General features: G+C 58.2%; 19 protein-coding genes. 16 read left to right on the forward strand and 3 right to left on the reverse strand.

Annotation, left to right across the window (positions count from 1 at the left end; translation table 11 throughout):
- Positions 1-38 precede the first annotated feature (38 nt).
- Entirely contained in the window at positions 39-1,388 is a 1,350-nt protein-coding gene (locus Q2T52_RS14915; protein ID WP_302077566.1) for an ABC transporter substrate-binding protein, read from the reverse strand.
- 310 nt (positions 1,389-1,698) lie between these two features.
- Here Q2T52_RS14915 and Q2T52_RS14920 point away from each other — a divergent pair, with 310 nt between their 5' ends.
- The 10 genes from Q2T52_RS14920 (at position 1,699) to ccoS (ending at position 10,775) form a co-directional block, all read left to right on the forward strand.
- The gene (locus Q2T52_RS14920) at positions 1,699-2,496 is read left to right on the forward strand and encodes an inositol monophosphatase family protein (protein WP_302077567.1); all 798 of its coding nucleotides are present in this window, start codon (positions 1,699-1,701) and stop codon (positions 2,494-2,496) included.
- Between the two features lie 118 nt (positions 2,497-2,614).
- Positions 2,615-3,493, forward strand: a complete 879-nt coding sequence (locus tag Q2T52_RS14925) for an NAD(P)-dependent oxidoreductase (RefSeq protein ID WP_302077568.1) — start codon at positions 2,615-2,617, stop codon at positions 3,491-3,493.
- Positions 3,494-3,926: 433 nt separating this feature from the next.
- Entirely contained in the window at positions 3,927-5,579 is a 1,653-nt protein-coding gene (ccoN, locus tag Q2T52_RS14930; RefSeq protein ID WP_302077792.1) for a cytochrome-c oxidase, cbb3-type subunit I, read from the forward strand.
- Positions 5,580-5,582: 3 nt separating this feature from the next.
- On the forward strand, positions 5,583-6,317 hold the full coding sequence (gene ccoO / locus Q2T52_RS14935) for a cytochrome-c oxidase, cbb3-type subunit II (protein WP_302077569.1): 735 nt from the start codon (positions 5,583-5,585) through the stop codon (positions 6,315-6,317).
- Positions 6,317-6,490: a cbb3-type cytochrome c oxidase subunit 3 gene (locus Q2T52_RS14940; RefSeq protein WP_367187319.1), complete on the forward strand. Its 174-nt coding sequence runs from the start codon at positions 6,317-6,319 to the stop codon at positions 6,488-6,490. The genes ccoO and Q2T52_RS14940 overlap by 1 nt, the downstream gene beginning before the upstream one ends.
- Positions 6,481-7,356, forward strand: a complete 876-nt coding sequence (ccoP, locus tag Q2T52_RS14945; RefSeq protein ID WP_302077570.1) for a cytochrome-c oxidase, cbb3-type subunit III — start codon at positions 6,481-6,483, stop codon at positions 7,354-7,356. Before Q2T52_RS14940 ends, ccoP begins: the two co-directional genes overlap by 10 nt.
- Positions 7,353-7,574: a hypothetical protein gene (locus Q2T52_RS14950; RefSeq protein WP_302077571.1), complete on the forward strand. Its 222-nt coding sequence runs from the start codon at positions 7,353-7,355 to the stop codon at positions 7,572-7,574. Before ccoP ends, Q2T52_RS14950 begins: the two co-directional genes overlap by 4 nt.
- Positions 7,575-7,585: 11 nt before the next feature.
- The gene (locus Q2T52_RS14955; protein ID WP_302077572.1) at positions 7,586-8,380 is read left to right on the forward strand and encodes a DUF2189 domain-containing protein; all 795 of its coding nucleotides are present in this window, start codon (positions 7,586-7,588) and stop codon (positions 8,378-8,380) included.
- 21 nt (positions 8,381-8,401) lie between these two features.
- A complete protein-coding gene (locus Q2T52_RS14960) occupies positions 8,402-10,606 on the forward strand; it encodes a heavy metal translocating P-type ATPase (protein ID WP_302077573.1) in 2,205 nt (734 codons plus the stop codon).
- A 1-nt stretch (position 10,607) separates the two neighbouring features.
- Positions 10,608-10,775: a cbb3-type cytochrome oxidase assembly protein CcoS gene (ccoS, locus tag Q2T52_RS14965; protein WP_302077574.1), complete on the forward strand. Its 168-nt coding sequence runs from the start codon at positions 10,608-10,610 to the stop codon at positions 10,773-10,775.
- 45 nt (positions 10,776-10,820) lie between these two features.
- On the opposite strand, the gene Q2T52_RS14970 is transcribed toward ccoS, so the two are convergent.
- Positions 10,821-11,852, reverse strand: coding sequence for a LacI family DNA-binding transcriptional regulator (locus Q2T52_RS14970; RefSeq protein ID WP_302077575.1), 1,032 nt, complete (start codon positions 11,850-11,852; stop codon positions 10,821-10,823).
- A 143-nt stretch (positions 11,853-11,995) separates the two neighbouring features.
- Between Q2T52_RS14970 and Q2T52_RS14975 the strand changes: the two genes are divergently transcribed.
- The 4 genes from Q2T52_RS14975 to Q2T52_RS14990 all read left to right on the forward strand — a co-directional run bounded on the left by Q2T52_RS14975 (position 11,996) and on the right by Q2T52_RS14990 (position 18,373).
- A complete protein-coding gene (locus Q2T52_RS14975; RefSeq protein ID WP_302077576.1) occupies positions 11,996-12,946 on the forward strand; it encodes a dihydrodipicolinate synthase family protein in 951 nt (316 codons plus the stop codon).
- Positions 12,947-13,151: 205 nt separating this feature from the next.
- A complete protein-coding gene (locus Q2T52_RS14980) occupies positions 13,152-14,537 on the forward strand; it encodes an MFS transporter (RefSeq protein WP_367187320.1) in 1,386 nt (461 codons plus the stop codon).
- Positions 14,538-14,847: 310 nt separating this feature from the next.
- Positions 14,848-16,611: a DUF4214 domain-containing protein gene (locus tag Q2T52_RS14985; RefSeq protein WP_302077577.1), complete on the forward strand. Its 1,764-nt coding sequence runs from the start codon at positions 14,848-14,850 to the stop codon at positions 16,609-16,611.
- Positions 16,612-16,696: 85 nt separating this feature from the next.
- Positions 16,697-18,373 carry a DUF4214 domain-containing protein gene (locus tag Q2T52_RS14990; RefSeq protein ID WP_302077579.1) on the forward strand — a complete coding sequence of 559 codons (1,677 nt, stop codon included), beginning with the start codon at positions 16,697-16,699 and terminating at the stop codon, positions 18,371-18,373.
- A gap of 90 nt (positions 18,374-18,463) precedes the next feature.
- Here the strand turns inward: Q2T52_RS14990 and tehA are convergent, their stop codons facing one another.
- The gene (gene tehA, locus Q2T52_RS14995) at positions 18,464-19,459 is read right to left on the reverse strand and encodes a dicarboxylate transporter/tellurite-resistance protein TehA (protein WP_302077580.1); all 996 of its coding nucleotides are present in this window, start codon (positions 19,457-19,459) and stop codon (positions 18,464-18,466) included.
- A gap of 169 nt (positions 19,460-19,628) precedes the next feature.
- Here tehA and Q2T52_RS15000 point away from each other — a divergent pair, with 169 nt between their 5' ends.
- Both Q2T52_RS15000 and Q2T52_RS15005 read left to right on the forward strand, forming a co-directional pair.
- Positions 19,629-20,495, forward strand: coding sequence for an aldo/keto reductase (locus tag Q2T52_RS15000; protein WP_302077581.1), 867 nt, complete (start codon positions 19,629-19,631; stop codon positions 20,493-20,495).
- A gap of 305 nt (positions 20,496-20,800) precedes the next feature.
- The gene (locus Q2T52_RS15005) at positions 20,801-22,027 is read left to right on the forward strand and encodes an MFS transporter (RefSeq protein ID WP_302077582.1); all 1,227 of its coding nucleotides are present in this window, start codon (positions 20,801-20,803) and stop codon (positions 22,025-22,027) included.
- The last annotated feature ends 11 nt before the right edge of the window (positions 22,028-22,038 follow it).

A 22,038-nucleotide genomic window follows, 5' to 3' on the forward strand; every position in this document is an offset into this window, starting at 1 on the left:
ATCTCCCTTCTTTCATCCCGGGAGGGACAGGTTAGGGGTTACTGCAACAGCTTCTTCTTGCCGTCGTAGTAGCCTTCCTTCTTCAGGATATCTTCCATGCGGGTGCCGATCTCCTTGGACCCGGCCTCGACCGAGACCTGGCCCAGCATCATCTTGGAACCCCATTCGGCAACCACTTCCGAGATAGCAGGCCATGCCGGGAAGCGCGGACGGAATTCCGGCACGCCCTTCTGCCAGGAGGCCACCATCGGCTCGACGAACTTGTATTTCGCCTTGATCGCCGGATCCTGATAGATCGACATGCGGCCGGAAACGCCGCCTGCTTCCACATAATCCTTGGCAATGGCTTCGGATGTCGCCCACTGGATGAACAGCCAGGTTGCCTTCTTCTGCGCATCGGAAGCCTGCGACGCAACGGCGAGCGAGAAGCCGCCAAGTGCGGGCAGACGGCCTGCGGGACCTGCCGGTTCCGGTGCAACAGCAAGGCAATCGCCGAGTTTCGATGTGGCCGGGTCAACGAGGGTGCCGTAGAAGGCCGACCATTCGGTAATCATCGCGACCTGCCCCTGTGCAAGCGCATTGACGGCTTCCGCATGGTCGAAGCTGACAATGCCGGGCGGCATGTACTTCATCAGCGCCTGACGGAAGTTGAGGCCTGCCTGGCTTTCCTTGCTCATCAGGTTGGACTTGAACTGCTTGTCGAGCAGCGATCCGCCGAAGGGCCACAGGAAGCGCATGAAGCTGTCGGCCGACTGCGTTTCGCCGCGCAGCGACTGAAGCGCGAAGGCATACTGGTTCTTCGAAGCATCCGTGAGCTTCGGCCCATAGACGTTCATCACCTCGTCCCAGGTTGCCGGGGGCTTATCGAAGCCGGCTTCCTTCAGCTTGCAGGAATTGTAGAACAGAAGGCCGGAATAGTTATCGAAGGGCAGGCCGTAGGTCTTGCCGCCCCATGAGCCGAAAGCATCCAGCAGAAGCGGGAAGAAGCCGTCCAGCTTCAAGTTGGGATCGGTGATTGACTTGTCCTTGGTGAACTTTTCGATCGGCTCGATCCAGCCGTTTTCAGCGAACTCGCCGATCCAGACCAGATCGACCAGCGCCATGGTGATGTCACCCTGCGAGGTGAAGTTCAGCACTTCCTTCTCGCGGGTGTTCTCGTAAGGAACGATTTCGTAATTCACCTTGATACCGGTCTTCTTTTCGAACTCCGGCAGGAGCTTGATGATGGCGCGGTAGCCTGGGCGATCCAGGAAGATGCCGCTGATTTGCGTGCCCTTCAGGGGCTTGGCGGCATCCTCCAGCCAGTCGGCATGCGCCGCATGCGGCATCACGGCGCTGGCGCTCGCAAGGGCCAGCACGCTCGCGCAGATTCTCAACAGACGTTTCATTCCACTCCTCCTACGGTGAAAGCCGCCTCCCCGGCAGCCTCGTTCGATCTTCCGACGAAGGCGTCCAAGACGTTCAAGGCACGGTACGGCCTTCATCCAAGACACCCAAGAACCTGACTTCGTCCCTTTGAACATGGCCATAGACAAAGCTTCGCCGATCGCGCGTTGAACGCGAATGTGAAATTTATCAATCGCTTAGGTTCGCCGTTCCTCTCGGCGGGACGCATTATCGATACATCTGTATTTTTAGATTTTCAATAGCATTCTTTGACGAATTATGGTGTGATCATTCACAGGAAGGGAGGTCATCATGAACAATCATCATCGGAGCCCCATCGATGTGACCACGCGCCGCGCGCTTGCAGAAAGCATTGCGCGGCAAGCGGGCGAGAAGGCTCGCTCGTTCCTCGCGAACCCGGAAAAGCTGGGTTGGGTTGAGAAAGCCTCGTCACAGGACATCGTTAGCGCGGCCGACGAGGCGACCGAAACCTATCTGCGCGGGATGATCCAACAGGCCTTCCCGGATGACGGCATTGTCGGAGAGGAAGCAGGATCAACAACAGGCAATTCCGGTTTCGACTGGGTGATCGATCCGATCGATGGCACCATGGCCTTTCTCGTCGGCCAACCGAACTGGACGGTCTCCATCGCCGTGCTCCATGAGGGTGAACCGGTTATTGGCGTGGTTGTTGCACCCATGCTGGGTGAAACCTATGTCGGTTGTGCGGGTGAGGGATCTACCCTCAACGGAAGGCGTCTCGTGCTCAATCAGGACTGGACCATCCGTTCCACCACGATCGGGTTTGGCGGTACCGAAAGGGCTGATCCCTTACAGATCGGCGCCTTCGTGACCCGCCTGTACCAGGAGGGAGGTGTCCTCTTCCGCGTAGGTTCCGGCGCCCTGATGCTGGCCTATGTCGCCGCCAACCGCCTTGCCGGCTATTATGACCCAACCCTGTTCTGCTGGGACTGCATGGCCGGCATGGTGCTGATCCGGGAGGCGGGAGGTATTGTAGAATTCGCCGGAAACCTGTCACAGCCCGGCCCGATCTGGGCCGGCAATGCGCAGGTGTTTTCGGATCTCAAGCGTTTGAGCGCCACGGAGTGAATAAACCCCATTATTGCCCGTCTGTGCAGCCATCTGATAGACCGAGTTGATGGTAATGAACGGCGCGGATTGTCGCCGGACATTACCAGCAATTCGGGATGATGATGGGAAAGTAGCAATGAGAACCGGTATTATTGGGGTCGGCCTGATGGGCCAAGGTATTGCGCGCAACGTGTTGCTCCGCGGTGGCCATAGCCTGACCTTTTTGGACCATCCCGGAAACCAGCCGGTGGACGAGCTTCTGGCTTTGGGCGCAACCTCTGTGAAGACAGCTGCCGCCGTTGCGGCAGCATCCGATGTCATCATTCTGTGTGTGACGGGTTCTCCGCAGGTTGAGGCTGTGCTGACCGGGTCAGAAGGCGTACTCTCAGAGCTGAAGCCTGGAACGATTGTGGTCGATTGCTCCACGGCCTTGCCGGAATCGACGCAGCGGATGGCAAAGGCGGTCAAGCAGGCGGACGGCTTCTTCGTCGATGCTCCCATGACGCGTACGGCCAAGTTTGCTCATGAAGGAAAGCTCCATCTTTTGCTGGGGGGTGACGCGGCAGTTATCGAGCGGGTGCGGCCCGTGCTTGCGTCTTTTTCCGAAGAAGCCGTGCATGTTGGAGCAACGGGTGCCGGCCACCGGCTGAAGCTGTTGCACAATTTCGTTTCAGTCGGTTTCATGTCGCTTCTGGCGGAGGCTGCAGCTCAGGCCGCAGATGGTGGCGTCGATCCGCAGGCGCTCGTTTCGGTCTTGAGGTCCGGTGGCGGCGGCGGTGTTGCGCTGGACCGCATGGCGCCGTTTCTGCTGGGTGAAGGCAGTGGCAATCTGCCATTCGCTATCAGCAACGCGCTGAAGGATTTTGATTACTACATTGCGATGTCAGAGCAGGCCGGTGCGCTTCATTTGATTGCCGATGGCGTGCGCGCCGCACTTTCAGGCGCGGTCGAGGCAGGCCACGGCGCGACCTATCTGCCGGAACTCTCGGAGATCTTGCGCCATACAAAGGCGTAAGCAGATGCGCTAAACTCCTGGGGAAGACACGCGTCTTACCCCAGGGATTGCCACGGCAGCCCTCAAAGTCAAAGCCCGCAGTTTTTGCTCTGCGCAATGCTGACAAACAATATCCGGCTATTTTCCTGAATAATCGCCTCACTTCCTTGATCTGGAAGCTTTTGAGCAAGGGCGCAGGCCACACAGGCGAGAGCATCACGGTTGCGCTCACAGTGAGCTGAAAGCCGTATCACTTCCGGTTGTGTATATGCGCCGTTAATAATTCAGCCGTCCACCGCACTTTCTACCTCGCACCGGACTGGCGCACATCTCAATGTCATTCGCGCGCGGAGCCCGGTCATAACTGGCCTGGTGCGGGGCAGGGACCAATGTGGGCATGCTGGCTGTGCGCAATAGGGTAGCCTGTCTTGCCAGGCGGAAGGATATACACGTGATCTCCAACTTGACGACAGGCGAACGTCGTGGCGCACTGCTCATCCTTCTTGTGATGACGCTGGTCGGTCTCTTTTTTGCGGCGGCCGGACGTGGGGATCCGATTGCGGTCCATGGCGCTCTGATCATGGTTGCTGCCATTGCTTTGGCTTTCCCGATCATGGCGCGCCTTTACGATCCGGAACCGCCAGCCGAGCGATTTGACACCTATTATGATGACCCCAGCAAGGTCGGCATTATCCTAACATTCGTCTGGGCAGCCTTTGCGATGTTCGTCGGTGATTGGGTGGCGTGGCTTCTGGTTGAGCCGACCTGGACCACATCCGGCGCCTGGTCGAGCTTTGGCCGTATCCGGCCCGTGCACACCACAGGCGTGATATTTGGGTTCGGCGGAAATGGCCTGATTGCCACTTCTTTTTACGTGATGCAGCGGACCAGCCGTGTGCGCCTACCGGATCAGCTTAGCCCGTGGTTCGTGCTGATCGGCTACAATCTTTTCTGCGTGCTCGCTGTTACCGGCTACATGCTCGGCATCACCCAGTCAAAGGAATATGCCGAGCCGGAATGGTATGCCGATCTGTGGCTGGTGATCGTCTGGGTGGTCTATTTCATCCTCTATATGCGCACGCTTGCGCGCCGTGAGGAGCCCCACATTTACGTAGCCAACTGGTACTATATGGCGTTCATTCTGGTTGTGGCGATGCTGCATATCGTGAACAACCTCGCGGTTCCGGTTTCCTTCCTCAGTGCCAAAAGCTTCTCATTGTTTTCAGGAGTCCAGGATGCTCTAACGGAGTGGTGGTACGGCCACAACGCAGTCGCCTTCTTCCTGACGGCTGGCTTCCTTGGCATGATGTACTACTACCTCCCCATTCGCGCCGGGCGCCCCATCTTCTCTTACCGGATGTCGATCATCAGCTTCTGGGGCATCACCTTCATGTATATGTGGGTAGGGTCGCACCATCTGCATCACACGGCGCTGCCGCAATGGGTTCAGACGCTGGGGATGACCTTCTCGCTGGTTCTTATTGTGCCCTCCTGGGCATCAGCGGCCAATGCGTTGCTGACGCTGAACGGCGCCTGGCACAAGGTGCGAGACGACGCAACGCTGCGCTTCATGATGATTGCCGCCGTCTTCTATGGGCTTACCACCTTTGAGGGCTCGTTTATGGCAATTCGCTCGGTCAACGCGCTCTCCCATTATACAGATTGGACGGTTGGCCATGTCCATGCCGGTGCGCTCGGCTGGGTGGCAATGATCACTTTCGGCGCACTCTATGCCTCGATCCCTTGGCTATGGAAGCGAGAGCGTATGTATTCGCCCGCGCTTGTTGAAGTGCATTTCTGGCTCGCTCTGTCGGGAACCGCCATCTACGTCTTTGCGCTTTGGAACGCCGGTATCATCCAGGGCCTGATGTGGCGTACCTACACCGAAAACGGCAATCTGGCCTATACCTTCCTAGACTCTGTCGTCGCCATGCGGCCGTATTACATCGCCCGCGCCATCGGCGGGCTGCTCTTCCTGCTTGGGGCTTTGGCAGGGTGTCTCAATCTATATCTGACGATCCGCTATGCGGCGCCGGCGACGGATACGGCTTCCCTGAAGCCGCTCCGCGACGAGCTGAATGATGCGGCGACACTGCCGGCGGAGTAAAAGATGTTCAAACTTCACTACAGGCTGGAACGACGCGCGATCGGCATGACGCTCGGCATTATTGCGGCGGCAAGCATCGGCGGGTTCGTCGAAATTGCTCCACTCTTCACGATCCACCAGACCGTCGAAGCGGCACCGGATATGCGGGTCTATACTCCGCTGGAGCTCGCTGGCCGCAACATCTATATCCGCGAGGGTTGTTATGCCTGTCATTCGCAGATGATCCGCACGCTTCGGGATGAGGTGGAGCGGTACGGTCATTATAGCCTGGCGGTGGAATCGAAATATGATCATCCCATGCTGTGGGGATCCAAGCGCACAGGTCCGGACATTGCCCGTCTGGGCGGCAAGTATTCCGATGAATGGCATGTGCGCCATTTGCTTAACCCGCGCGATGTCGTGCCTGTGTCGATCATGCCTGCCTATGGCTGGCTGATGGAAAATGATCTGCGTACGGATGACCTTTCCGACCAGTTGACCGCACAACGTGTCGTTGGCGTTCCCTATACGCCGGACATGATCCGCAATGCAGCCGATGATGCTTATGGCCAAGCCAATCCTGACAGCAGCCGGGCCAAGGGGGTGAAGACGCGTTACGGCGAGGAAACCAACATCCGCTCCTTCGCGGGTGCGCCCGGTCGCCTGACTGAAATGGACGCGCTCGTAGCCTACCTGCAAATTCTCGGCCACCTCACCGATGCTGCAAGCCGCGATACCGTTGCCAAGGACCTGGAATGATGATGGATTTTTCCCATGAAACAGTGGTCTGGGCCGCCAAAACCTTCGGCCTTATCTATTTGGTGATCTTCTCCATGGCTGTCGTTGCCTACGCCTTCTGGCCATCGCGCCAGAAGGAATTCCACGACGCATCCGCAGCGATCCTGAAACAGGAGGACCGTCCATGGCGCTAGAGGAACGCGATCCCATCACGGGCTACATGACCACCGGGCACGAGTGGAACGGCATCAAGGAACTCAACACGCCGGTGCCGCGCATTGTCTACGTGTTCCTGATTCTCAATACCACCATTGGCCTAATCTATTGGTTGCTGATGCCGGCGCTGCCGCTCGGGACAACCTATACCAAAGGTCTTCTCGGCTATGACGAGCGTGCAGCAGTTCACCGTGATCTGACCAGCGCCGCCGCGGCACGCGCACCTTGGCATGATGCACTGGACCGGCAGGATTTCTCTGCCCTTGCTGCCGATGACAAGGCGATGAAGGATATTCGCGAAGCAGGCCGCCTGCTCTTCGGTCAAAACTGCGCTGCCTGCCACGGTGTCGAGGCCAAGGGCAATGCCGGTTTTCCCAATCTCGCCGCCGGTGCGTTGAACTGGGGTGACAGCCCGGAAGCCATTCAGGAAACGATCAGGGTTGGTGTCAATTCCGCGCATCCGGATACGCGCACCGCGCAGATGCCGGCTTTTGGTCAGGATGGCATTCTCAGCCGCAACGACGTGATGGCGGTAATCAGCTATGTTCACGATCTCAGCATTAGCGGAATAACCGCCTCCGGCCTCGCGCATCCCGATGGCGCAAAGGTCTTCAGCGCTCAGTGCTCAGCCTGCCATGGTGCCGATGCGCGAGGCAATTCCGATCTCGGCGCTCCCAATCTGACCGACACCACCTGGCTCTATGGTGGAGATCTAGCAACGATCTTCGAAACGGTATGGTATGGACGACAGGGCCGCATGCCCACATGGGAAAGCCGCCTTGGAGCACGCAATGTCAAATTGCTCGCGGCCTATATCGCCGATTTGCGCAAGAGACGGCCATGACCGCGCCTGTGAGAAGGCTTAGCAGTCGCGCCGCCTTTGTGCTCGCGGTGGCAGCACTGATCGCTCTGATCTGCGGCGCCAATGCCCACTTGATCTATGTCGCGCTCGCCTCGCAACCGGATTGCGTGGCGCACAGGCGTATCGGTGAACGTCAGGCAGGTGTCGCTTTCGCCGCCGCAGAGTCTTCCTGCAGCCCGTCCGTCCTGGCCGAAAATTAGGGGAGTGATCTATGACCGATGCCCTTCCGGACGTTCTGCCGCCCGACCCGAAGAGAGACGCCTGGGCCCGCAACCTTTCCACCGAAGAGGGTTTCCACTGGCTGCGCTTGGGCTGGCGCGATCTGATGGTAAGCCCTGTGCAGAGCTTGTGCTACGGCCTCTTCGTGTGGCTGTTGCTGTGCGGCGCAGCCTGGTCTCTGTTGGCCCATGGAGCGGATTACATCCTGTTTCCTGCGCTATCCGGCATCATGGTAATCGGTCCCATACTGGCCATGGGCCTTTACGAGAAAAGCAGGCGTCTATCCCTTGGACTGTCCGTAAACCTGCTGGACATGATCTTCGTCCGGCCGGCCTCCGGCTACCAGGTCGTGTTCGCGGGCGCTCTTCTCTGCCTGCTGATGATGGTTTGGCTCAGGGCTGCCGTGATTGTCTATGCACTGTTCTTCGGCCTCTTGCCTTTTCCGGGCCTCGACCATCTGTTACCGGCACTGCTCCTGTCCCCTACCGGTTGGGCCATGCTCGTGGTCGGCAGCGCTGTCGGTGGTCTTTTCGCCGCCTTCTCCTTTGCCATTGGTGCATTGTCGCTTCCCATCCTGCTGCAGGAGCATTCCGATGCACTGACGGCCATGGGAACAAGCCTGGTGCTTGTTTGGCACAATCTGAAGGTGATGCTCGCCTGGGCAGCCATCGTCTCGGTGCTGTTCGCCCTAAGCGCTGTATTCGGCCTTCTGCCATTGATTCTTGTCTTTCCGGTTCTTGGTCACGGGACGTGGCATAGCTACCGAGAGTTGCGTCCGCTTGCCTGAAATAACTTGAGGGATCGCACGATGTCACTCATCCTCGATCGTACCGGCTCATCCGCTGAGCGCGCCCGTGATCTGCCGTTTTTCAGTCGCCGACATACCGGGCCTGGCTCTGGGTTGCGGGCGGAACTGGTTGTTCCGTCCATGCATTGCGGTGCCTGTATGCGGCGGGTTGAGAAGGCATTGCATGCCCTCCCCGGAGTGACTGCGGCACGCGCCAACCTTTCAACGAAACGTGTCATCGTCGAATGGAGCGATCGAGAGGTCACACCGGCGATGATAGAAACGCTGGACCGGATCGGTTTTCCGGCCCATGCGGCCGAACTGCCGGACAGGCAGCATGATGCGGATCTTAAAGCCTTGTTGCGCGCGCTTGCTGTGGCGGCCTTTGCTTCCAGCAATATCATGCTCTTGTCCTTTGCCGTCTGGTTCGGGGCCGATCCATCAACGCGGCAATATTTTCATTTGTTGTCCGGACTGATCGCCTTGCCGACCGTGCTCTATTCTGGTCAGGTCTTCTACCGTTCCGCCTGGGCGGCTCTGCGGCACGGTCGCACGAATATGGATGTGCCGATTTCCATTGGCGTGACGCTGACCTTTGGGCTCAGCCTATGGGAGACGGCACTGCACGGCAGGCATGCCTATTTCGATGCAGCGGTATCGCTCATTTTCTTCCTGCTGATCGGCCGCACGCTGGATCACATGATGCGAGCGCGGGCGCGAAGCGCCGTGTCCGGTATCGCACGTCTGGCATCACCTAGCGCCACCGTGATTGAAACGGACGGACGGCGCAGCGATCTTCCACTGGGCAAGGTTATGCCGGGCATGAAGCTGGCCGTGGCCGCCGGGCAGCGTGTTCCCGTTGATGCCTGCGTTATTGAAGGCACGTCTGACGTCGATTGCGCGCTGGTCAGCGGAGAAAGTACTCCGATCGCGGTCTCTGCCGGTCAGCAATTGCAGGCGGGTGTTCTCAATCTCGGTGCCCCGCTCGTCTTGCTGGCGCTTCGTCCGTCCAGCCAATCGTTCCTTGCTGAAATGACGCGGATGATGGAAGCGGCCGAATCCGGCCGCGGCCTCTACCGGCGGATCGCCGACCGGGCGTCTGCGCTCTATGCGCCGGTGGTACATGCCGCGGCAGCCTTGACACTTGTTGGTTGGCTGGCAATCGGCTCCGATCTGCATCAGGCGCTGACGACGGCAATCGCCGTGCTGATCATTACCTGCCCCTGTGCACTCGGCCTTGCCGTGCCGATGGTGCAGGTGGTTGCTGCCGGGCGGTTGTTTCGCAGCGGTATCCTGATCAAGGATGGCAGCGGTCTGGAGCGGCTGGCCGAAATAGACACGGTTGTGTTTGACAAGACTGGTACGCTGACGACGGGGATGCCCGAACTCCTGCTGTATGAGAAGGGAACGCAGGATCACGAGGCCAATCTGCCGCTCGCCGCTGGCATAGCGGCACATTCGAATCACCCGTATTCCCGCGCCATAGCAGCAAGCTGCCCGCGACCTCTGGCAGTTGCGACCGAATGCGTGACGGAGCAGGCTGGGTACGGCCTTGAGGCTCTGATCGATGGTGCCATCTTTCGTCTTGGCCGTCCCGGCTGGGCGGCACCTGCGCATGCTGCCGGCTCCGACGCAAGCGTCATTCTCAGCCGCAACGCGGAGCCGCTCGAAAGCTTTCACTTTCGCGATCGATTACGTCCCGGCGCTGAACAGGCGATTGAGGATCTGAAGGCGCGAGGCCTTTCTGTCGAGATGCTCTCAGGTGACAGGAAGTCCGCCGTGGCGGATCTGGCGGCGCGTCTGGGAATTGTTTACCACGCGGAGGCAACACCAGCGAACAAGGTTCAGCGTCTTGAAGAGTTGAAGCGGGAGGGGCATAGGGTGCTGATGGTCGGAGACGGCTTGAATGATGCCGCGGCCCTTGCAAGTGCGCATGTATCGATGGCACCGGCCTCCGCCTCCGATGTCGGGCGAACCGCGGCCGATCTGATTTTCTTGCAGGAAAGCCTCGCCGCTATTCCGTTGGCGCACCGTATCGCCATCCGTAGCGCCCAGCTCATCCGGCAGAACTTCGCATTGTCCATCGCCTATAACCTGGTTGCCGTGCCCGTGGCGGTCGGCGGGTTCCTCACGCCATTGCTGGCAGCGATTGCGATGTCTTCCTCCTCGATCATCGTTGTCCTGAATGCGCTCAGGCTCGCCCTGACCGCTCAACCGGAGAAGTAGAATGGTTGATGCACTATTTCTCGTGCCGCTCGCGGTCATCCTCAGCGCCGCCGCGCTCATCGCTTTCCTTTGGAGCCTGGCGGACGGCCAATATGAGGACCTCGCCGGAGCTGCCGAACGCGTCCTGCACGAAGACCGCGAGCGTCCCGCATCGGATAGAGAGCTCTGAAGTCTATTTCAGCTTCGCCTGCAGCCCGTTGTTGCGGTCTCCTGTTCATTCCTTCCTTGGCTTTGTTGATCCTCTGGGTATCAGGGAGGGGACGGCAACACGGATGCGGTCATTGGACGAGACTGTTTCGGCAGCCAATAATTCAAACGCGGCGGTGGCAATCTGGTCGAATGGAATTTTCACCGAGGTGAGCGGTGTTGGCAGATGGCTGACAATCGGGATGTCGTTGTAACCCACGAGAGATACGTCATTTGGAACTGAAAGCCCGAGCCTCAAGAGCGCCGACATCGCTCCGATCGCAGTGTTGTCGTTGACGGCAAAGATGGCAGTAGGGCGATCCGGTATCAACATGAGTTTGCGCGCAGCGTCTGCCCCGGATTCGATGCCGAATGTTGAGGGTTTGATCCATTCTGGTCTGATCTCCAACCCGGCTTCAGCCATGGCATTTTCGTATCCACTGACACGTCCCCTGGCGCTGGACGCATGACGGGGACCAGCAATCAAGCCGATGCGGCGATGGCCGAGATCGATCAGATGCCGTGTTGCCAGATAGCCGCCCAGGGCATCATCACCGATGGACGAGCGACATTTGCCATCGGTGCGCAATGCCAGAACGAAAGGGACGCCACGATCGACCAATTCATCGGTCAGCGTGTCGCCTTCGCGTGCCGTGGACAAGATCAATCCATCCACACCGCGACGTAACAAAAGGTCGGCCGCGCGGCGATCGGCGCCCGGTTCGTCTTCCGTTGTCGCTACGATTGTAAACTGGCCGGATCGGGTGGCCGCGTGGGCCAGGGCCTCATAGAGCATCGCCATGACAGTATCGGTGAGGCGCGGCACGATCACGCCGACCATCCCCGTTTTGCCGCGGCGAAGAGAAGACGCCGAAACATCGCGCACATAGCCCAATTCCACAGCGATCTGCCGCACGCGGCGTGCCGTCTCGCTGTCGGATTTTGGCATGCGTTCATCCAGAAAGCGGGAAACGCTAGACTTTGACACACCTGCAGCTCTGGCGACGTCAAGGATCGTCACGCGGGAGGTCACGGTCGGGTTGGGTCTGTCGCTCTTCATCGAATCGCCTTCGTGCCGGCTTGCTGATTTTTATCTCTACCACTTGACAGCAAAAGTTATCAAATCGATACTGGGAACGTTCCCAATATCGTTCCCGTCGCTGATCGAAATTGGTTGGCGATACATCAGGAGGAGAAATCAAGATGAACCCCATGGACCTTCGCGGCCTCAGCCCAGCCCCCGTCACAGCCTTCACTCCCGATGGGGAAGTGGACCACAAAGCCAATGCCCGCATTGCAAAGTGGCTTGTATCCATCAAAGGCGTGAAGAGCCTGGTTATTCTAGGCCATGCTGGCGAAGGCACTTTCCTCACGGAAGAAGAGCGCCTTGCGCTTATTCGTACCTATGTCGAAGCTGTTGACGGCGCTGTTCCGATCATTGCTGGCATCACGGGTGAAGGCACCAAGGTTGCCGCGGCCGAAGCGAAAAAGTGCAAGGCTGCAGGCGCGACCGGCGCACTCGTCTATCCCAATCACGGCTGGCTCCGCTTCGGCTACCAGAAGGGCGCACCGCAGAGCCGCTATAAGGCCATCTGGGAGGAGTCGGGCCTGCAGGAAATCCTCTTCCAATATCCTGACGTCACCAAGGCGTCCTATGACCTCGACACCCAGCTGGAGATCGCCACACAAGATGGCGTCGTGGCAACCAAGAACGGCGTGCGTAACATGAAGCGCTGGTATGTCGAAATTCCGGAGCTGAAGAAGGCAAATCCAAAGCTGCAGGTTTTGTCTTGCCATGACGAATGGCTTCTGCCGACCATGTTCGATGTCGACGGACTGCTGGTGGGTTATGGCAATATCGCCCCTGAACTGCTGGTGCAGCTCATCGAAGCCGGCAAGGCGCAGAACTACCCGGAAGCCCGCAAGATCTTCGAACGGCTCCTGCCTGTGACCCGCGCGGTCTATCACCGCGGCTCTCACATGGAAGGCACTGTCGCCCTGAAGCTTGGTCTCGTGCATCGCGGCCTTCTCGACCACGCCACCATCCGGGAACCGCTCAAGAATCTCGGCGAAAAGGCCGAGCAGGAAATCTTCGCAGCGTTTGACGCTGCAGGCATCGGCCGGATCGATCAGCAACTGCTTGCTGCGGAATAATCTCGTGGCCCCTGTCGTTCTGGCAGGGGCCATCGCTTCCACGTCCTCGCGGACCCGGTGGGTGGCAGTCTTCGACACTCCCTCACCTTGGACGTGACCAAACAAATTCAGCGCAGACAGGGTGCCTAAACCACGCTAGCAAACACAAGAGAACGCTCCCGGCCCGGGATGGAGAAGATGGGCCAGAGGCGTCAAGGAGGAACCAATGAACATGATGCAGACCTCGATGGCAGAAGCGAGGCAGGTGGTAGATCCGCAAGCGGAGATCAGCGCGCGCCTTGAAAGGCTTCCGGTCACGCGCGAAGTCTTCTGGGCACGCAACATCGTCGGAGCCGCAACCTTTTTCGATGGCTATACGGTGATCGCCATCGCCTACGCCATGCCCGTTCTCGTCAAGGAGTGGGGCCTGAATGCGCAGCAGACCGGCATGATCCTGTCCATGGGGTATGTTGGACAGTTGATCGGTGCGATCCTCTTCGGCTGGCTGGCGGAGAAAATCGGGCGTCTCAAGGTTCTGCTGTTCACCATTCTGCTGTTCGTCAGCATGGATGTCGCATGCCTCTTTGCCGCGGGCGCGACCATGATGATGGCGTTTCGCTTTGTGCAGGGCATCGGCACTGGCGGTGAAGTGCCCGTTGCGAGTGCCTATATCAATGAAATGATTGGCTCCAAGGGACGAGGCCGCTTCTTCCTTCTCTACGAAGTCATGTTCCTTCTCGGCCTCGTCGGTGCAGGTCTCATCGGCTACTTCATGGTGCCGACCTATGGTTGGAAGGCAATGTTCATCGTTGGCCTCGTGCCGGCGATCCTGATGATCCCGCTCCGGTGGTTCCTCAAGGAGTCTCCGCGTTGGCTCGTTGCAAATGGTCGTTATGAAGAGGCTGACGCCATCGTTTCCAAGATGGAAGCAAGCGCACGGGCAGCAGGCCACGACTTGCCGCAACCGAAGATCGTAGCAACGCCCGTCCGGCGTCAATCCGATTGGAAGGAACTCTTCCAGGGCATTTACCTCAAACGCACGCTTTCCATCTGGGCCATGTGGTTCACGAGCTATACCGTGGCCAATGGCACGATCACCTGGTTGCCAACGCTTTATCGGCAGGTCTTCAACCTGCCCCTGCAGACGAGCATATTCTATGGCTTCCTGACATCGGTGGGCGGTGTGGTCGCAGCCGTCATCTGCGCGCTTTTGATCGACAGGGTCGGTCGCAAACGCTGGTACACCGGTGCTCTTCTTCTGGCCCCGCTGCCCCTCCTCGCCCTTGCATGGCTCGGCGCCACCTCGGCAGAGCAGGTTCTGGTCCTCGCCGGCCTTGCTTATGCGATCGTGCAGACGGTGACGTTCTCGCTTTATCTTTATTCCGCTGAGATCTACCCCACACGATTGCGCGCACTCGGAACCGGAACCGGAAGCGCCTGGCTTCGACTGGGCTCTTCGGCAGGCCCGATGGTCGTCGGGTTCATCATGAGCGCCATGGGTATCCAGTATGTGTTCGCGACGTTCGCGGTACTCCTCGTCATCGGAGCGGCAATTACGGCGCTCTTCGCAGTTGAAACCAAGGGGAAGGCTCTGGAAGAACTCTCTCCCTGAGGTGTTCATGATCGCGGTGGGGCGAGAGACCTCCTCATCGTGCATATGTCTTGAAAATTGCCTGAATTGGTTTGCAGGGTCTCTCGAAACTCTGCAGCCAGTTCGCGGGCAAACTATGGCCTGCCATGTTCCCTGGCTTGTGCCCAGCTGCCGCATTTCCTTCGGCAATACTGGTCTGGTTTTCCGGGATTCTGCTTGTCATCACCCGTTCGGGTAATAGGCGGAAGCGTGATGCCATGTCAGTTTCTGGAAATGATACGGCGGCTCCGTGGGAGGAGACGCCTGTTCGCTTCTAGGGGGAATTTGTACCATGGCTTCCATTCAAGGCGTGTATGTGGCTCTGTTTGCTCGTCCGGCCGATCCAGCAGGGTTGGCCTATTTCAATTCGGTGACTGGCAACGGCGCAGATCTTTCTGCGATCGGCGATCTCGCCGGCACCAAAGAATATCAGGATCGTTTCGCCGGCCAGAGCAATACCGCCATCGTCAGCTCCATCTACCAGTCCCTTTTCAATCGCCCTGCTGAAGCCGAAGGTGCGGCTTTCTTCGTCGATCAACTCGCTAAGGGAGCCCTGACGATCAAAAACATCGCGATCGCCATTCTCGATGGCGCTCAAGGTGATGACTTGACGATCGTCACCAACAAGCTCGCTGCGGCCAACAACTTCACCAATGCCATTGATACGCCGCTTGAGGTTGGTGCCTATACCGGCAACAATGCGGCCGCGGCCGGGCGTGCCTTCGTCGCGAATGTGACCCGGGATGCATCGAGCGTGCCGGGCGTCGCCGCGGCCGACAAGGTGCTCGCATCGCTCGGCACCTTCGGCTCCGGTGGCGGGGCGGGTGTAACGATCCAGCTTACAACTGCCGATGACATCGTTTCCACCAATGCTGCCAATCCCGCGCTTCGTTCAACCGCTGGCGATGATACGATTGTGGCTTCCGCTGTGGCCACTGGATGGATGAACTATCCTTCCACGCCACCGGGATCAACCGTCACTCTGAGCGATAACGATGTGGTGGATGGCGGGGCCGGCAACGACACCTTTATCTTCAAGGTGACCGGCGGCGATGCGCTTCAGACGTATGGGGGCGCGCCCTATACCACATCGTTAACAGGCCTGAAGCCCGCGTTGAGTTCCATTGAAAAGATCGTGGTGACCGCTGTTGGTGGCAAGGGCGGCGGAATTAAGGAGGCATTCGGCGGTCAGGTTTATGTCGCTCTCAATCTTGAGAATTCCAATGGTTACAAGGAGGTGTGGAGCGACGGTTCGCAAACCGGTCCGGCCGGCAGCGGTTCGATCGGCGGCTCTTCCCAAGTTGCATTTTATAAGCTTGCTGCAAACACTGTGTATGGCCTGAAGGGGGTCACTGACTTCACGTCCTTCTTCCTGAAGGATTCCGGCTCCGCCAATGACACTGCGACCCTGAAGCTGGACAGCGCAACAAGCGGAACCGTGCAGTGCTACGGCATTGAAAATTTGACGATCAATGTATCAGGCACCAGCACGATCGGCACCCTTATCGATCCCTCTGCTCAAGTTTTGAAAATCATCGGCGGAGGTGATTTCACCCTGACAAGTCCGGTGACGTCCGCGCCCGGCTCACCTCCTTTGAGAACGATCGACGCCTCTGGCGCAAGCGGTCGCATCACCATTTCGGTGGGTGATGCAGGTGTGGATTTTACGGGCTCGACCGGTGTGGATACCGTCACCCTCGGCGCCAAAACCGATACTGTTTTTTACACGTCCTCCAACATCTCAACCGTTCAGGCGATCGACACGATCAAAGCCTTTACCGCGACGGGTAGCCTCAAGGATCGAATCAATGTTTCGGCGCTTGGCTTGAGCGGAGATAAGTCGGGTCTGGCAACATTTGCAGCTGCGCCGGTTTCAGGGTCGGACAGCTTCAACGGCAAGGCTGCGGCGCTGTTCGTCGACAGTAGCAAAACGACCTGGGTCTACTTCGATACGAACGGCAACAACGTTTTTGATGCAGGAACGGATCTCGCCGTGAGGGTCGAAGCGGTGGGCGGCAATGCCGTGGGCATCACCAAGGACAATATCATTTTCTGATGTGGCGCAATCCGCCGGCTGTCTGTGGCAGGCCTGTATGGTCCCGGCCTGCCTGAAAGCGCGGCCAGAGAAAGAGGAGTTTCCGATGGCTTCCATTCAAGGCGTATATCTGGCTTTGTTCGCCCGCCCCGCAGACCCGGCAGGGTTGGCCTATTTCAATTCCGTGACTGGCAACGGCGCGGATCTGTCTGCGATCGGCGATCTTGCCGGCACCCAGGAATATCGGGATCGTTTCGCCGGCCAGAGCAATACGGCGATCGTCAGCTCCATCTACCAGTCGCTGTTCAACCGTCAGGCAGAGGCGGCCGGGGTGAATTTCTTTGTGGACCAGCTCAACCGCGGCGCGCTGACCATCAAGAACATCGCCATTGCCATTCTCGATGGCGCACAGGGCGACGACAAGCTTGTGGCAAGCAACAAGCTTGCGGCGGCTGACAGTTTTACGAAGGCGATCGACACCTCGAACGAAGTGCGCGCCTATGCCGGCAATGATGCGGCAGCGGCTGGCCGAGGCTTTCTAACGGGTGTGACGAAGGATGCGGCAACGATTCCGAACGGGGCTGCCGCAGACAAGATCCTGGCGGGGCTTGTGGCCGCCTTGCCCGTCAGTAGCGGCGGGCCTGGCGTCAATATCGCTTTGACAACAGGTGATGATGTCGTGTCTCCCAATGCCAAGGATGCGGCGATGAAATCCACTGCCGGAGATGACACGATAACCGCTAATGCGACCGGAGCCGGCTTTGTCACAACTACAACATTGTCATCAACGGACAAGATCGATGGCGGTGACGGTTACGATACCCTCGTTTTCAAAGCGGTCGCCGGCGCCAGAGGGGGAGATGGAATCAGATTAATCGATCTGAAGCCAACGATCACCTCTGTAGAAAAAATTTCTGTCACAGAAACAAAGACCCCGAGCGGCGACGACGTAAATGTCGATTTTAATCTTGCGAATTCAATTGGCTACAAAGAGATATGGAATGTAGACACGCACACTAATTTCGGAGGAAATTCATATTTGTCTTTCGGAAATATCAATATAAAGACAATAATTGGATTAAATAAGGCTTCCGACGAAACATATTTTTATTTTAAAGACTCTTCCGGATTTAATGATTCCATCACTATGAAGCTCGTTGATGCCTTGGCGTGGCGTTTACACATCGATAATAATATCGAAATTTTAAATATGGATTTGTCCGGTGTTAATAAAATATTTTATCTGGCTGCAAATTTTTCTTCTTTGAGAATTACCGGCACAGGCGATCTATCCTGGGATCCTAATCCGGCTTCCGTCCTTGCGACAGTTGATGCCTCCGCAGGTTCCGGCAATCTGACAATGAGCCTCAACAACCGTGGCGTGACCTATATTGGTTCACAGGGCATTGATACGGTAACGCTGGGCGCCTCTAGAGACATCGTTGTCTACTCCCCCGGCAACATCTCGACAGTCAATAAAGTGGATACCATCAAGGCTTTCACGGCGACGGCAGGCCCTACCAAAGACAGGATTGATGTTTCCGCTTTCGCGCTCAAAGGGGATAAATCCAGCCTTGTGACCTTTACCAATGCACCCATCTCCGGTGCGGATACATTCAATGGAAAAGCTGCGGCGCTCTTCGTCGACAGTAGCAAAACAACCTGGGTCTACTTCGATACGAACGGCAACAATGTGTTCGATGCGGGAACGGATCTCGCCGTGAGTATCGAAGCGGTGGGCGGCAATGCTGTTGGGTTCACCAAGGACAACATCATTTTCTGATGTGTCAAAGCCATCGGGGCATTGGGAGGTATTGGTTCAAACAATCTCAATGACTGTGGACCTTCGCGCAACCGCGATTTTCCGCCTGGCTCATCGTGGAAACAGTTTACCCCGGGCGAGCGCAACTATACTGAGCAGAATCAGGAGTGCGATTGCCACATTCACGAGAACGAAGATCGGCACCGCGAGGCTCGTGATGACTCCCGTATCGCCACGGTCAACCATACGGATCAGGGCTGTTGCGAGCGCCGTGAGCCCGAAGGAATAGGCCCAATAAGCGGCTGTGAAGGGCTGTTTCATCACCCAGGGCAGGGTTCGGATCATCAGCAGCAATTGTAGCAGCGCATAGCCCAGCATGGCATGCGCCAGCATGTCCGGCGCGCCGGAGGTTGCGCTGAGATAGGCGACAGAGCCAACCGCGGGTGGCGCCAACTGGATGCCGATAGTTGGCCGAAGCGGCTCCACAAGGCTGGGTGACGTCAGCAGGCGGTTCAGCAAAACGGACTCGATCGCGAGCCAGGAGAAGAAGCCGGCGCCGAAGGTAAGCTCAGCAATATCGGGATAGCCAAGGGGTGCGGACACGATGGCCATCACATAGGAGCCTGCAACTGTTGGCAGATAGAGAACGGCAGTCGTCGTGACCGGTTCGCGCCCGCCCGCCCAAAGGCCGCCGGTGCGCCACACAGCGAAGATCACGGTCCACAGGGCGCCCAGCCAAAACAGGGTTTGGGCTGCAATCGATGAGTAAGGCAGGCACAGTCCGCCCACCAGCATGGTCGATACACCGATCAGGCCGACAAAACAGCACTGAACCGGATGCTCGATTTCCTGCAGCGCTTTCTCGCGCAGATAAATCCATTTGGAGAGATAACCAATCAGCAGCAAAGCCCATATCCCGATAGCGAATACTGAGATCGCTTGGCCCGTGAGCGGCGAGACATGCCACAGCCGCTCCGCTGCTCGCCAGCCATTCGCCATGCCACCGAGCCCGAGAACGATGCCGAAGGCGGCTGCCGGAATGACCGGTGCACGTGACGTTGCCATCGCTTCGGGGGCTTTCATCTCAAGAGAAGGGGTCAGATCCATGGCGGTTCTCCGATATCTCGCCATGAACTAGCGCGGACCGCCAGATCGCGATTGGATGATCGCGCCCCGTCAGCGTGCATCTTCTCGCGATCGCTGCAAACGAGCATATTCGACAATCGGACGGCAGGGCCTAGGTCTATGAGAGGATCACGCAATCGACGAGGATATCATGTCACATAAAAACGCAAGCCGTTCCGGCACCTTTCGCATTGGCGGAGACCTTGAGGTCAATCGCCTGGGTTATGGCGCCATGCGTATTACCGGCCGCGGCATTTGGGGCGAGCCGTCCAACCGCGCAGGTGCTCTCGATACCCTCCGTCGGCTGCCGGAGCTCGGGGTCAACTTCATCGATACCGCCAATTCCTATGGGCCGGATATATCTGAAGAGCTGATCCGCGAAGCTCTTTATCCTTACAAGAATGTGGTTGTCGCCACGAAGGCGGGTCTGGTGCGCACCGGACCGGATGCCTGGCATCCGCTTGGGCGTCCGGAATATCTCATTCAGGAAGCCTATCGCAGCGCATGGAAACTCGGTGTCGAGCGCATTGACCTCTGGCAATTGCACCGCATTGATCCGCGCGTGCCGCGTGACGAACAGTTTGATGCCATTCGACAGCTGCAGTCGGCAGGCATTATCCGTCACGCGGGCTTGAGCGAGGTGAGTATCGAAGAAATCGAAGCTGCTCGAAAAGTCTTCCCCGTGGCGACAGTTCAAAATCGCTTCAATCTCGCCGATCGTGGCAGCGAAGAAGTCCTCGATTATTGCGAGGCAAACGGTATCGGATTCATTCCCTGGTTCCCTCTGGCGGCGGGGCAGCTGACCAAGCCGGGATCGATTCTCTCTCAGCTGGCGACACAAAAAGGCGTATCTGCGAGCCAGATAGCCCTGGCCTGGACCCTGAAACGTAGCCCGGTCATTCTGCCGATCCCCGGCACATCCCAGGTGTCGCATCTGGAAGAAAATGTGGCGGCAGCTGGCGTTGAACTCACAGATGATGAGTTCACACAGCTGGACGATGCTGGTCGCGAGGCCTGAATCTGCATCCATGCCGATCTTTTTGAGCCGCAGGCCTTGCTTGCGGCTTTTCCACGTCTGCTGACCTCCTTGAGCGGTCCAATTTTGTGCTTCGATCTGCCAATTGCGCGTCTCGTCCATGGCTTATGATGAATGCACCCATCCAGGAGCCAAGATCATGCACAATTGTCGAATGGAATAGGCGCGACCTGGCCTAGCTGATCCTCCCACCGCTTGGCCAGGCTGAGCTTACAGTTCTATCGCCCCCTGATAATGCCGCTGCAACCGCCTCGCATGGCTGTTCTGCAGGCAGGAAAGTTTGTCCTATGACCTCCGAAAATACGCCTATGGCTGCGCCACTGCCATCATCTGCAAAACCCACAGAAAGCGCCTCCCTTCTGCCGCCCTATTTCCTCGCGCTTGGCACCTTTGCCATTGGCACAGAGGGCTTCATGATTGCACCTCTTCTGCCGACCATTGCTGAGGATCTCGGCATGAGCCTATCGGCCACGGCGACGCTGGTGGTGGTCTTCACGCTGGTCATGTCGCTGAGTTCGCCGATCACAACGGTCATGACAGCCAGCCTGAAGCGTCGCAGTACGTTGCTGGTGGCGATGACACTGTTTACGGCCGGTAACCTCGTTGCGGCCTTCTCTTCTTCCTTCGCGACCTTGATGGTTGCCCGGATTTTGATGGCGGTCGCATCGGGGCTCTATGTTCCAGGTGCCAATTCGCTGGCCGGCGTCATTGTGCCCGCGGAAAAGCGGGGCAGGGCACTGGCGATCGTCAGTGGTGGCATGACCATTGCCATTGCACTGGGGCTGCCTTTGGGCGCGCTGGTCGGCCACGCCTTCGGCTGGCGCTCGACTTTCCTGGCAGTGGCGGTAATGGGGCTTGTTGCGATCCTTGGCATCCTGTCAGGCGTCAAGCGTGATGCAGGTTCGCAGATCGCGGTTGCCTCCCTTGCCCAGCGCGTCGGTGTCATCCAGCAGAGGCCCGTGCTGCGGCTGCTTGGTGTGACCCTGTTCTGGTCCATCGGTGCCTATACGGCCTATCCCTATGTCGCTCCCTATCTGACGCAGGTCCTGGGCTTTGGTCCGGCCGGCATCGGAGCAACCGTTTCCATGTGGGGGATTTCCGCGGCGATCGGGGTGACCATCGGGGGCCGGCTGAATGACAGTTTCGGCTCGAACCGCGTGGTGCTGTGGTCTCTCGTCCTACTCGGCGCCTCCTTTGCAACGCTTGCTATCGCCACCGAGCTCTCTCCAGCCTTGGCGCTGGTACCGGTCCTTGCCGCCATTTCCGTGTGGGGCTTCAGTGTCTGGTCCTTCTTCCCGGCGCAGATGGCCCGGTTGATCGCGGCGGGCCCCGTTTCGCAGGCATCGGTCTCTCTGGCGCTCAATACATCGACAATGTATCTCGGTTTTTCCATCGGATCGGCCATGGGGGCAGGCGTGATCGGAACCGGAACCGTGTGGGGCATTGGCGCCATTGCCGCCCTCTCGGAAGCGATCTCCATCTGGCTCGACCGCAGGCATATCCTCAAGACATGAGGTTCCCGGCC

It is taken from the genome of Rhizobium oryzicola (assembly GCF_030504645.1).
Lineage (GTDB): Bacteria > Pseudomonadota > Alphaproteobacteria > Rhizobiales > Rhizobiaceae > Neorhizobium > Neorhizobium oryzicola.

Bases quoted from the DNA above. Each gene is read 5' to 3' on its own strand.
- Q2T52_RS14985 (WP_302077577.1), top strand. From the start codon at position 14,848: ATGGCTTCCATTCAAGGCGTGTATGTGGCTCTGTTTGCTCGTCCGGCC.
- ccoP (WP_302077570.1), top strand. From the start codon at position 6,481: ATGGCGCTAGAGGAACGCGATCCCATCACGGGCTACATGACCACCGGG.
- Q2T52_RS14925 (WP_302077568.1), top strand. From the start codon at position 2,615: ATGAGAACCGGTATTATTGGGGTCGGCCTGATGGGCCAAGGTATTGCG.
- ccoO (WP_302077569.1), top strand. From the start codon at position 5,583: ATGTTCAAACTTCACTACAGGCTGGAACGACGCGCGATCGGCATGACG.
- Q2T52_RS14955 (WP_302077572.1), top strand. From the start codon at position 7,586: ATGACCGATGCCCTTCCGGACGTTCTGCCGCCCGACCCGAAGAGAGAC.
- Q2T52_RS14975 (WP_302077576.1), top strand. From the start codon at position 11,996: ATGAACCCCATGGACCTTCGCGGCCTCAGCCCAGCCCCCGTCACAGCC.
- ccoS (WP_302077574.1), top strand. From the start codon at position 10,608: ATGGTTGATGCACTATTTCTCGTGCCGCTCGCGGTCATCCTCAGCGCC.
- Q2T52_RS14970 (WP_302077575.1), bottom strand. From the start codon at position 11,852: ATGAAGAGCGACAGACCCAACCCGACCGTGACCTCCCGCGTGACGATC.
- Q2T52_RS14950 (WP_302077571.1), top strand. From the start codon at position 7,353: ATGACCGCGCCTGTGAGAAGGCTTAGCAGTCGCGCCGCCTTTGTGCTC.
- Q2T52_RS15000 (WP_302077581.1), top strand. From the start codon at position 19,629: ATGTCACATAAAAACGCAAGCCGTTCCGGCACCTTTCGCATTGGCGGA.
- Q2T52_RS14915 (WP_302077566.1), bottom strand. From the start codon at position 1,388: ATGAAACGTCTGTTGAGAATCTGCGCGAGCGTGCTGGCCCTTGCGAGC.
- Q2T52_RS15005 (WP_302077582.1), top strand. From the start codon at position 20,801: ATGACCTCCGAAAATACGCCTATGGCTGCGCCACTGCCATCATCTGCA.
- tehA (WP_302077580.1), bottom strand. From the start codon at position 19,459: ATGGATCTGACCCCTTCTCTTGAGATGAAAGCCCCCGAAGCGATGGCA.
- Q2T52_RS14990 (WP_302077579.1), top strand. From the start codon at position 16,697: ATGGCTTCCATTCAAGGCGTATATCTGGCTTTGTTCGCCCGCCCCGCA.
- Q2T52_RS14920 (WP_302077567.1), top strand. From the start codon at position 1,699: ATGAACAATCATCATCGGAGCCCCATCGATGTGACCACGCGCCGCGCG.
- Q2T52_RS14940 (WP_367187319.1), top strand. From the start codon at position 6,317: ATGATGGATTTTTCCCATGAAACAGTGGTCTGGGCCGCCAAAACCTTC.
- Q2T52_RS14980 (WP_367187320.1), top strand. From the start codon at position 13,152: ATGAACATGATGCAGACCTCGATGGCAGAAGCGAGGCAGGTGGTAGAT.
- Q2T52_RS14960 (WP_302077573.1), top strand. From the start codon at position 8,402: ATGTCACTCATCCTCGATCGTACCGGCTCATCCGCTGAGCGCGCCCGT.